An 11,600-nucleotide genomic window follows, 5' to 3' on the forward strand; every position below is an offset into this window, starting at 1 on the left:
TATCAAAAAACAATTATCATTTGACAACTAATTAAGAGGGGTATATCATTTAGTTATCAAATGATAACAAAAGGAGACAACACATGAATCTACTCATTATTTATACTCACCCTCATCACAATAGTTTAAATGGTGCTTTTTTAAAAGAAATTATGAAAGGCAGTGAAGAAAATCCACTGGTTCATGAAGTGAAAATCATCGATTTATACAAAGAAGAATTTGATCCTGTGCTGATTTTTAATGAAGAGAAAAAAAGGCGTGATATGCATAAGGACCCTGACATTCGGGTGTATCAGGAAAAGATCAAATGGGCAGATAAAATCGTGTTCGTTTATCCCATTTGGTGGGGGCGGCCGCCAGCCATGCTGATTGGCTTTATTGACCGCATGTTTGCTGCGAATTTTGCTTACCGTCAAACAGGCGGGCTGCTTCCAGAAGGACTGTTAAAAGGAAAAAGTGCTGTTTGTGTATCGACAATGCAAGGGCCAACCAATTACCCTTTATTCTTTTTGCAAAATGCACACAAGATGTTAATGAAAAGAGCCCTCTTACAATATGTCGGAATCAAACCTGTGAAGTTTTTTGAGTTCGGCATGATGGAAAGCCCAAAAGGGAAACATGAGGCCAAATTAAAACGTATCTACAACTATTTCAAAAAAATCAGCTCATAAAACAGTTGGTGAAGTCACTTTTCTTCTAATTCGATCCTTTCATGTTTTAAAATGACAGTGAGGGTGGGGGAACTCTTCCTCATCATATAAAAAGGGGGATATGGATGAAGAAAACATTGTTTAAAGATGCAGCGATTTTAACACTTGATCCAACTTTAGGTTTTTTAGAAAAGGGAGATTTATTAATTGAAGGGACACACATTTTAGAGGTCGGACCTTTCATTGAAGCAAATGATGCTGACATTGTCGATGCGTCCGATATGGTGATCATGCCAGGGCTTGTGGATACACATCGTCATGTGTGGCAGTCTGTCATCAGAGGCATAGGCACAGATTGGTCTTTGCAGACATATTTGAGCAAAATCTATTATGGTAACTATGGTGCGATGAGACGCCCATCCGATGATCGAATCGCAAATTATTTAGGGGCATTAGAGGCATTAGATGCAGGAGTGACCACATGTTTAGACTGGACGATGATCAATTCAATGGATCATACAGAAGAGCTCATCGGAGGATTAAAAGATGCGGGCATTCGAGCTGTTTTTGCTTTTGGCTCTTCTGGAGATGCTGAGTATTGGGATAGGGAGAGCACGCTCACCAATATGGAGGACGCAGCACGCGTGAAAAAAGCGCATTTTCAATCATCAGATCAGCTCTTGACGATGGGGCTTGCGATTCGTGGACCAGAGTTTTCTTCATGGGAGACTTCAGTATTTGAAATTGAAACAGCCCGGTCTCTAGATGCTTTATGCAGTATGCACATTGGCTTTGGGAATTGGGGAGCGGAGGATCGTTCGATTGAGCGGCTTCACAAAGCAGGGTTACTCGGACCTGACCTCAACATGGTGCATATCAATGCAATCGATGCGGATCAAATGAAGATGCTGGCAGACAGCGGAAGCTCCATATCTATTACACCTGAAATTGAGATGATGATGGGTCACGGTTATCCTGTAACAGGACTTGCGATTGAACAAGGTGTTCTTCCAACGCTCGGTGTAGATGTGGTAACAGCGACAGGCGGAGATTTGTTTGCTCAAATGAAATTCGGACTTCAGGCAGAGCGCGCGCTTCAAAATCAATCATTGCTGATGGAGGGAATCATGCCAGGACCTGAACTTGGGATTTCTGCTCATCAAATGCTTGAAGCTGCAACGATCAATGGGGCTCGTGCATTACAGCTTGATCATAAAATTGGCTCACTCACACCTGGAAAAGAAGCTGATTTCATCCTGATCGACCGGACAAGCATGAATCTTCTGCCGATGACAGATCCGGCTGGAGCGGTTGTCCAAACGGCACATCCTTCAAATGTTGATTCTGTCTATGTGGCTGGAAAAGCAGTGAAACGAAGCGGAAAGCTTGTTGGTGTGAACCTAGAAGAGGTCAAACGCAAAGCTTATGCGGCAAGAGATCATATTCTATCGCACAAGTTTGAATCAACTCCATCATAAACAAACATATCCCCATAGGCAGCGGCCTATGGGGAATTCATTACAAGGATTCTTTAATGACCTTTTTGTAATACTGGACAGATAGGAATCCAAAGACAGAATATAAAACCGTATAAATCGACATGACGATGAGCATTGGTGTCCACAGTTCACCGCCGAATAAAAACCAGCCAGACTGAACTGCAAAGTAGCTGTGCAGCAATCCGATGATGAGCGGAATTCCAAAGTTAAATAGCTGTTTGAGCCGAATGCCTTTTAATAGATCTTTCTCTGTAAAGCCAAGCTTACGTAAGATCGTGTACGAGCTTTGTTCTTCTTCACTTTCATTCATCTGTTTGAAGTATAAAATACAGCCTGATGTCACAAGGAAGCTTAGACCTAAAAATCCAACCACAAACATCATCAGTCCCATTGTTTGCTTTTGCTGCTGAGCTGAAGCTAATTGAGACATGCTGTCGTCACCTAGTTTTAAAGATGTAAACACATCATTGGCTTGTTCAAGATTTTTATCATCTTTTATATTGACCGCATGATATTGACTATTCTCAAGCTGCAGTTTAGGATCTTTCTGCTGGTCAAGCTTCTCAAAGACATTTTGACTGACGACGGCAACAGGCAGACCGCCAAAAGTGAATTTGTAAGAGATGATGTAATCTTTCTTCATATCAATGACTTTTAAATCAAGCGGCTTCTTGATGAGAAGTTTCACATCACCTGAACTTTGAATCGGCATGAATTTCTTCAATAAATCACTGTAGCCGCTTAAGATGACTTCGTTGTTTTCTACATGAATATTAGGTGCATTTTTCTCACTGATCACAGGCAGTGTCAAGACTCTTGGATTCTTATTCAAACTTTGTAATTCCGAATCCATGATCTTATGTGCATCAAAATCCGCTTGAATGACCTTGAACTGCTTTTTTTCATACGCAATATGTTTGTCAGAAAGTGCACGAGTGAAGGTATCGGCTTCTTTCTCTGAGCCCATGACAAAATGTGATGGAATCTGTTGTTCAGCCGTTTTTTCTGCTGAGTAATAGGAAATGTAGCTTAAAGATAACAACCCGATGGCAAGAGCAGATACGGTTGTAATAATCGTTAAAAGCAGTGCATTTGATTTTAATCGGAACATAATAGATGACAAAGACAGGACTTCATGAATGGCGAGATAGCCATTTTTTCTTTTCCGTACAATATTGGCAATGAAAGAAACAGAGCCTTTATAAAAGAGAAAGGTACCGATAATGACAGAGGCTAGAATATAAATCATTGCTGAAAATAACTCAAGCATGGACGTATATGAGCCGCTAAAAAGCTGAGAAGAAATATAATAGCCTGAGCTGATCAAGACAATACCGAAAACCCCAATGATGATTTCAAACACAGAGATCTTTTTCACACGCTGCTCTGTAGAAGACGTGGTTCTAAACAAAGATAAAATTGTCTGTTTACTAATAAACCGTCTATTTCTTAGCATAATTAATCCATAGATGATGAAAAAGACAATGAGCGTTTGCAGAAGGGCCATGCCTGAAAAATGCAGATGCGCGATGGCATTAACGCCGGTTACTTTAAATAGTACCATCAGCATGAGCTTTGAACCGATAAATCCAGCTATGATGCCAACAGCCAATGAGAACACGTATAGGATAAAATTTTCTGCATTGAGCAGTTTGGCAATTTTTTGTTTCGTCATGCCAATGAGCTGCAGGAGACCTATTTCTTTCCCTCGTCGTTTAATAAAAATGCTGTTCGCATATAACAGGAAGATCCCAACAATGGCAATGAGCAGTACCGAAGCGGCTTTAATCGACGCACCGCCTTTAATGGACCCTTTTACATCATCAAGTGCTGGTGAGTACTGCAAGGTAACAAAAGAAAAGTAGAGCGCCACACTAAACACGAGAGCAAACACATATAAATAGTAATTCTTCAAATTTTTCTTCAGGTTACGGAAGACGAGCTGATTAATGTTCATGCTTCACACCGCCTAAGACACCTTGCGTTTTCATAATATCCTCGAAAAACATCTTTCTCTCTAAAGCACCTTTATTCAACTGAGTATAGATTTGTCCGTCCTTGATAAAAATGACGCGTCTTGAATAGCTGGCTGCGACAGGATCATGTGTCACCATGACAATAGTCGCTTTTCGTTTGCGATTGAAATCTTGCAGCTTATTGAGTAAATCAGATGCAGATTTGGAATCAAGCGCTCCGGTAGGTTCATCCGCGAAAATCAGACTCGGCTCATGAATGAAGGCACGAACCGCTGATGTCCGCTGCTTTTGCCCACCAGAGAGTTCATTCGGATATTTGTCTCTTAGTTCATAGATGCCCATGTCCTCCGCGAGCTGTTGAAAACGTTCAAAAGCTTCTTTTTTCGGCGTTTTGGAGATGGATAATGGCAAGAGGATGTTCTCTTTGACCGTGAGTGTATCAAGTAAGTTATAATCCTGAAAGACAAAGCCAAGCTGCTTTTTTCTGAATTCTGCGAGCTGCTGATCCTTCATTTGTGTCATCTCAGCATCTGCGATACGAATCGATCCACTGGATACATGATCGATAGAGGACAATACGTTTAGAAGGGTAGTTTTCCCCGAGCCTGATGGCCCCATAATGCTGACAAATTCTCCGGCTTCAATGGTCAAATCAATGCCGCTCAGCACCTCTTGTTTGTTGAATTTATTTCCATAGCTTTTATATATTTTGCGAGCTTCTAAAATGTTCATTTGTCGATCCCCTTTTTCTATTTAATTGATACCTCTAGTATAAAAAGAAGCCCGCCGCACTTCCTTCGATTTGGCGAACAAAACAGACGAGCATGTGACATTGTTGTCACATGCTTGTTGTTTTAAACGGTACTCAAGTTTTGTTTAATTCCGTTTCTGCTAATCACACATTCATTTTATCTGTTTTTCATTCTTATGTATCAATCTTCTTGGATTTTTCTTGGCATTATGACGTTTTGGAGCTTTACATGGTCATTTTATTCATGTATGCTATGCATATCAAATGTATGCATAGTAAATCTATGTATTAGGGGTGACCAGGAATGAAAGTAAGTAAAGAGCTTTTAAAGGGAAGTACAGCTACCTTGATTTTAAGCTTGTTAAATGAAAAGCCAATGTATGGATATGAAATGATCAAAGCATTGGAGGAGAAGTCTGAAGGGATTTTCAGCTTTAAAGAAGGAACAATCTATCCTATTTTGCACAACTTGGAGGGGAAAGAATTCATTATCTCTTACTGGGGCGAAGGGAATGGCAATCGGAAAAGAAAATATTACAAAATAAATGAACAAGGAAAAGCATTTATGAAGGAAAAGAAAGAAGAATGGGATGTTTTCAAAAATGCAGTCGATGGCGTGTTGAACGGAGGGAAAATCGCATGGGATTAGAAAAAAAGTTCGAGAAGTATATCAAAAATGTTTGTAAACGAATCAAAAATAAAGATGTCCATACGGATATAAAGCTTGAGCTTATGGATCATCTATACACGCTAAAAGAGGAAGCGATGAATGCTGGGATGTCTGAAGAAGAGGCGGTGGATCAAGCGATAGAACAAATTGGGGATGCGGCCATTCTCGGAGCGCAGCTTCATGAAACACATAAAACCCAAATGGATCTTAAAATGATTCTTCTTGTGTTAGCCGCTTGTTCTTTCGGACTGCTTGTCATGTACTTTTTACAGTTTCATTCGGAGTTTACAAATCTACAAGACATGAATATTTTTTATAAAAGTCTCGCCTTTTATTTAGTTGGACTAGTGCTTATGTTTGCTTTGTTTTCTTTCGATTATCGGCGCTTATTGAAATACTCTTGGCATTTGTACATCGGGACGCTCGGAATGGTGCTTCTGACGATGGTTTTTGGCATAAGAGTAAACGGTATTCTTTTTTTAAGATTAAGCGATATCTCAATCAATCTGACGGAGATTGTACCATTTCTTGTGACTGTTTCTTTAGCAGGTATTTTTCACTCTTGGAATTGGGAGAATGATTTCAAAGCTTGGCTTGGAGTGGGGATTATGGCTTTACCAGTTATTTTAATCAGTGCAATTGGTTTTCTTCCTGCGACCATCATCTGTTTTGTCATGTGCTTAACGATGATGTGTGTGTCTAGTGCACGTTTAAGGCAAATCATTCCGCTCGCAGCAGCAGGTGGTTTATATCTGGTGGTTGAATTATTTTCTCTTTTTCAAGGAGATAGCCGCCTTTACTTTTATACAGTTCATGAATTCAGCTCAAACGGGCTTCAAATCATTCCTTCTGCAATGTCCGAGGTTCATACTGATTGGATGTTTACATATATCATTTATTCGTTTGGGTGGTTGGCAGGAGTGGTGGCTCTCATGTTGTTTGTTATATTTATTTACAGAGTATTTCATACAGCAAAAGGAGTGAAATTGACTTATGGAAAAATGGTAATGACAGGTTTAGCAGCTGTGTTTGCAACCAAATTTACCTTAAGTATTTTCACAAATTTTGGCTTGTTGCCTTTTCCGGGATTGGCCATGCCTTTCATGAGCTATGGCGGTTCTCATATTCTGCTAGAATTAATGGCTGTTGGACTGATTTTAGGTATTTATAGACGTAGACAGATGGGAGATATTTTTCCTCAAGAAGCGGGGAGTATTTCTTAAATAAAATACTTAAATCTCTTCGCACTAGCTTGTGAGCCAGATGCGAAGAGATTTTGATTCGTATGTTTTGTCACATGCTCGCAATATGCACAAAATCATTCTTTTTCGGAAAGATGAAGGTGAAGGTTGTGCCTTGGTCTATCGTGGAGTTGACCTCGATCTTGATATGAAGAGCGTCTGCTCCTTTTTTCGTTAAATAAAGCCCCATTCCTGTTGAGGCGGTGTCATTGTGATGTCTTGTTGAGGTAAAACCCTTTTCAAAAATACGCGGCAGGTCTCTTGGGTCTATCCCTCTGCCTTGATCTGTGATCGTCAGCATCACTTGGTCATTCATTTGCTTGCTTTCAATGGCAATATCGGACGAATGACTGTACTTAACTGCATTTGTGAGCACCTGTCTGATCATAAAGGATAACCATTTTGTATCACTTAATACGTGACGTTCTTCTAGCGTGAGTTCAAAGCCGATACCTTTTTGCATGCACCATGATTGGAGCGCTTTGATTTCCTTCGCTAAGATGCTTTGCAGATCAAGCTGTTCAATAAATAAATCATTTTCGATATGACGTATTCTGCTTTGGTGCAGCTGGGCATCGAGTAATAAATGAATTCTGAGCCATTCATACGTCATATTCGATTTCAGCGGCTGCTCTGTTAAGCGGTCAATCATTAAGTGCATCGCTGTGAGAGGTGTTTTCACTTCATGTATCCATGAGAGCAATTCATCCTTCTCTTCTTCAAGGGCGATTTGCTGCTCTGCTGCCATTTGCCGATAGCGGGCAATTTGCTCTGACGTCGCATCATGTACAAGCTGTTCAAATGGGGAAGATGGAGTGAGCCGCATTTGATGATCAATATGATCATCCCATTCTTTCAGCCGCTCATAATACGCCGTTTCTTTACGATATCGGAAAAAGAGAAAGACGATCATGAAAAACGTAGATAATAACACAATATAAAAAAGAGACGCCAGTGGAATGGTCGTATCCAAATAAGCAACAAACAGAATGAGGAGCTGCAAACTAAGAAAGAACAGGATCCAGCTTCTTCGTTCTTTTAAAAATGCTTGCAGCATCATTGATCATCCTTTTCTTTTGCAAGATAGCCTTGGCCCACTTTTGTCTCAATGTAGGTGCCAAGGGAGATCTCATCTAGTTTTTTTCTAAGGCGATTGACGTTCACAGTGAGTGTATTGTCACTGACAAACCGTTCATCCTCCCACAGTGCTTGAATGAGTGATTCCCTGCTGACAATATGATTTTTATGCTGAATCAATTCCTTGAGAATAAACAGTTCATTTTTCGTTAATTCCACTTCACCGTGATCATTTGTGACGGTGTTTTTTTCTAGGTCGATCGTAGCGCCGCACCATACCTTTAAGCTTGCAGGTTCTGCATTGTAATCATGTACCCTGCGAAGAACGGCACTGACTTTGGCAATGAGCACGTCAAAGTGAAAGGGCTTTTGTACAAAATCATCGGCACCGAGCTGCATTGACATGACCATATCAGCAGGATGGTCACGAGAGGAGAGGAAGATGATCGGTACATTTGAATGATGCCGAATCATTCGGCACCAGTGAAAACCATCGTATTTTGGCAGCTGTATATCAATAATGACGAGATCAGGCTGAACAGAAGTGAATTCCTGCATCACCTGTTGAAAATCATGAATCCCATAAACATCATAGGACCAGTTTACTAGACGTTCTTTGATTTCTTGGAAGAGGGTTGTATCGTCCTCAATCAGTAAAATTTTAAACAAAACCAGCACCACACTTTTTGTATTCGCTTGTATGTAATTGTAGCGGAAAAAAAGCGCTGCCGCTAGAAGCAGACAAGAAAAAAGCAAGGGAAGGGCTCCCTTGCTTCAATTTATTTACCTAAAAAGTGCTTTTTAAAGAATGATAGTTGATAGTCGAGTGTGAGCGGATCATTAAAATAGAATTCTTCTGCATTTGCCTCATACACACGATGTTTTTTCACAGCTGGGATGGACTTGTAGATTTCACTGTTTTGATAGGAATTGTCCATTTCGCTGTTTTTACTTATGATCATATAGTCTCCAGCAAACTCAGGAATGACCTCTTGTGAAACCGCATAGTAGCCAGCCTTTAATGCTTTTTCTTTCACTTTTTCAGGCATTTTTAGTTTCATTTCTTGGTAGAGGATTTCTGTGCCGCGGCCCCATGCATCTCCAAACACGTAAAGATCTTTTGTGCCGCTTTCAAACACAGAAACCGTCGCATCCTCACCGATTTTCGCTTTGATTTCTTTTCCAGCTTCAGCTGCGCGTTCTTTAAAATCTTTTACCCATGCTTTGGCTTCTTTTTCTTTGTTTAATACTTTTCCAATTTCAATATGCTGCTGAAGGTAATCGACTTTGTTATACGTAAACAAAACTGTTGGCGCGATTTTTTTTAGTTTTTCTACATTTTTTGTATTGCTTAAGCCAATGATGACATCAGGCTTTAGTTTCATGATTTTTTCCACATTGGCATCCGACACTTCTTCCACATCTTTCAATTCCTTTTGGAAGCGAGGGTTCTTTTTTGACCAAGAGTCGACGCCGACTAGGTTCACACCTAGTGACATGACATTACCCGTGTAAGAACCGAGTACAACGACACGTTTTGGATGCGCTGGCAGCTTCACAGGGCCATTTTCAGATTGATATGTAATCTTGTCTGATGATGTTGATTGATTTCCTTTATTTGAGGAAGAGCTGCTGCTATTGCCACATGCGCTCAACGCAAGTACAAGGATGAGCATCAGAGGGAACAATATTTTCTTCATGAATGTAGACTCCTTTGAAATCGGCACATAAGCCGGGTATTTGATTGCACGAGTGATAATGATAATTATTATCACTTGGATATCATATCATAGGAGTGCGGTCTGTTGTCAATTGCATTTTGATAGTTGGTGATAAAAAATAGAGGGGGATTTTTGGTAGAAAAAAAGATCAAGGCACATGTGTCCTGATCTTTTTTCTTATTTAAACCAGCCTTTTTCTTTTGAGCGTGTAATGGCTTCAATGCGGTTTTTCACTTCTAGCTTATCTAAAATAATGGAAATGTAGTTCCGGACAGTGCCGCTTTTAATGCTGAGTTCCTTAGCAATTTCTTTTGTGTTTTTGCCGTCTGCGACGAGTTCTAGGACCGATTTCTCTCGTTCTGTTAAAGGATTTTCGTCACTATATAAGTCTTCCATTAATTCAGGGGCGTACACCTTTTTCCCTTTCATCACACTGCGAATGGCACTTGCCAGATCTTCACTTGGACTGTCTTTCAGCATATAGCCGCTGACGCCAGCTTTGAGCGCCCTTTGGAAATAACCAGAGCGGGCAAAGGTCGTTAAAATGATGATTTTCACATCTGTTCCTTTGAGCTCTTCCGCTGCATCAAGTCCGGATTTTCCTGGCATTTCAATATCCATTAAGCAAATATCAACAGGGTGTTTTTTGGCAAAATCGATGGCATCCTGGCCATTCGATCCTTTCCCAACTACCTTCATATCGTCTTCTAAATCAAGAAGTGAACCGAGCGCACCAAGCAGCATTTGCTGATCCTCTGCGATAAAGATGTTGATCATTTCATCCCCTCCTTTTCTTTTGCTGCTGAATCATTTGGAATACTCATGATCAGCTTTGTTCCGTCCTTTGTCTCAATACGCAGGCGCCCATTTGCAAATTCCAATCTTTCTCTAATTCCTAAAAGGCCATGACCCTTCGTTTGAGAGGGAGGATAATCGCCTTTAAATGTCCCATCATCCTCGACGGTGATGATGGCTTCCTTTGATTTTTGATGAATGGTGATTTTACAGATGGTCGCATTACTATGTTTGACGACATTTGTCACTGCCTCTTTGATGCACATGCTCACAATGTTTTCGTTAAGAAGAGAGATGTGTTTTGGCGCTTCCTTTTCATCATAGATCAATTCAATTCCGGCTGCTTCGAGAATTTGCTGTATGTTCGACAGTTCATCTTTGATTCGTATGCCCTTCATGGAGGAAACAATCTTCCGCACTTCATTCAGAGACGTTCTGGCTGTCTGCTGGACGCTTTTGAGCTCGGCACGAGCCTGTTCAGGATCTTTATAGATGAGTTTTCGGGCAAGATCACTTTTTAAACCGATAAGAGAAAGCTTTTGTCCAAGGGTATCATGCAAGTCACGTGCAATGCGCTGCCTTTCTTCAATTTTTACAAGGTCAGCGATCCGTTCATTGGCATTTTCTAATTTCTCTTCAAGCCGTTCACGTTCTTTCCTGCTTCGAATGCTGAGAGGGAGGAGAATGGCACTAATGAGTGTGATCACAACAAAAGGAATTTGTGTGAGAAACCATCCCTTTTTTAAAATCAAGCTAAAGTTCACCGCAATGGCAGCGCTCCCTAGATGAATATAGTATAAGATATAAAAGGGTACTTTTCTTTTAATATGCCCATTGAAATAGGCGATGCAAAAAGCGAAATAAATGTAGCTGTAGAGCATCACATAGCCAGTAGAAATCGCAATCAATAGAAGACCGAATACATATAAAGCCCAGCCTTTTGAGACAAAGGCAAAACGATAGACGGCAAAAAAGACGACGTTTAAAATGATACCGATCACAATGCTTAAAGTCGATGGGGTCTTAAAGATAAAATAGAAGGGCAGGATGAAAAAAATGGCCCATATATAGGGAGAAATCCCATGCAATTTTTGAATTTTAAACTGTTTTTTCATCCGTGTGCCACCTTTTCCGTTTTCGTTCTTTTTCCTTACTTTATCAAATTCAACTTATGGTTGCATCCTGTAAATGACAACAAGCTCCTTCTAGTGTAAGAAAGA

General features: G+C 40.4%; 11 protein-coding genes. 4 read left to right on the top strand and 7 right to left on the bottom strand.

The genetic code is table 11. The features are described from left to right. The first annotated feature begins 83 nt into the window (after positions 1-83). Both ACP7A0_RS06050 and ACP7A0_RS06055 read left to right on the top strand, forming a co-directional pair. Positions 84-671: an NAD(P)H-dependent oxidoreductase gene (locus ACP7A0_RS06050; protein WP_060597004.1), complete on the top strand. Its 588-nt coding sequence runs from the start codon at positions 84-86 to the stop codon at positions 669-671. 104 nt (positions 672-775) lie between these two features. Continuing rightward, positions 776-2,128: an amidohydrolase family protein gene (locus ACP7A0_RS06055; RefSeq protein ID WP_106039680.1), complete on the top strand. Its 1,353-nt coding sequence runs from the start codon at positions 776-778 to the stop codon at positions 2,126-2,128. A 40-nt stretch (positions 2,129-2,168) separates the two neighbouring features. Here ACP7A0_RS06055 and ACP7A0_RS06060 read toward each other — a convergent pair whose 3' ends face one another. Continuing rightward, on the bottom strand, positions 2,169-4,106 hold the full coding sequence (locus tag ACP7A0_RS06060) for an ABC transporter permease (protein WP_106039681.1): 1,938 nt from the start codon (positions 4,104-4,106) through the stop codon (positions 2,169-2,171). After that, positions 4,096-4,857: an ABC transporter ATP-binding protein gene (locus ACP7A0_RS06065; RefSeq protein ID WP_012010889.1), complete on the bottom strand. Its 762-nt coding sequence runs from the start codon at positions 4,855-4,857 to the stop codon at positions 4,096-4,098. Before ACP7A0_RS06065 ends, ACP7A0_RS06060 begins: the two co-directional genes overlap by 11 nt. A gap of 323 nt (positions 4,858-5,180) precedes the next feature. Here ACP7A0_RS06065 and ACP7A0_RS06070 point away from each other — a divergent pair, with 323 nt between their 5' ends. Then, positions 5,181-5,525: a PadR family transcriptional regulator gene (locus ACP7A0_RS06070; RefSeq protein WP_060597001.1), complete on the top strand. Its 345-nt coding sequence runs from the start codon at positions 5,181-5,183 to the stop codon at positions 5,523-5,525. Continuing rightward, positions 5,516-6,769, top strand: a complete 1,254-nt coding sequence (locus tag ACP7A0_RS06075) for an FtsW/RodA/SpoVE family cell cycle protein (RefSeq protein WP_342689154.1) — start codon at positions 5,516-5,518, stop codon at positions 6,767-6,769. Before ACP7A0_RS06070 ends, ACP7A0_RS06075 begins: the two co-directional genes overlap by 10 nt. Before the next feature lie 70 nt (positions 6,770-6,839). Here the strand turns inward: ACP7A0_RS06075 and ACP7A0_RS06080 are convergent, their stop codons facing one another. The 5 genes from ACP7A0_RS06080 to ACP7A0_RS06100 all read right to left on the bottom strand — a co-directional run bounded on the left by ACP7A0_RS06080 (position 6,840) and on the right by ACP7A0_RS06100 (position 11,495). Beyond that, positions 6,840-7,844, bottom strand: coding sequence for a sensor histidine kinase (locus ACP7A0_RS06080; protein WP_426004563.1), 1,005 nt, complete (start codon positions 7,842-7,844; stop codon positions 6,840-6,842). Further along, complete coding sequence (locus ACP7A0_RS06085) at positions 7,844-8,533, bottom strand: response regulator transcription factor (protein ID WP_148660152.1); 690 nt, start codon at positions 8,531-8,533, stop codon at positions 7,844-7,846. Before ACP7A0_RS06085 ends, ACP7A0_RS06080 begins: the two co-directional genes overlap by 1 nt. Positions 8,534-8,643: 110 nt before the next feature. Beyond that, a complete protein-coding gene (locus ACP7A0_RS06090) occupies positions 8,644-9,564 on the bottom strand; it encodes an iron-hydroxamate ABC transporter substrate-binding protein (RefSeq protein WP_106039682.1) in 921 nt (306 codons plus the stop codon). A 198-nt stretch (positions 9,565-9,762) separates the two neighbouring features. Continuing rightward, entirely contained in the window at positions 9,763-10,362 is a 600-nt protein-coding gene (locus tag ACP7A0_RS06095) for a response regulator transcription factor (protein ID WP_060596997.1), read from the bottom strand. Beyond that, positions 10,359-11,495 (bottom strand): sensor histidine kinase, encoded by a 1,137-nt coding sequence (locus ACP7A0_RS06100; RefSeq protein ID WP_060596996.1) that lies wholly within the window; start codon positions 11,493-11,495, stop codon positions 10,359-10,361. Before ACP7A0_RS06100 ends, ACP7A0_RS06095 begins: the two co-directional genes overlap by 4 nt. Positions 11,496-11,600: the final 105 nt, after the last annotated feature.

Source organism: Bacillus sp. DWP3-1 (assembly GCF_049896565.1).
Lineage (GTDB): Bacteria > Bacillota > Bacilli > Bacillales > Bacillaceae > Bacillus.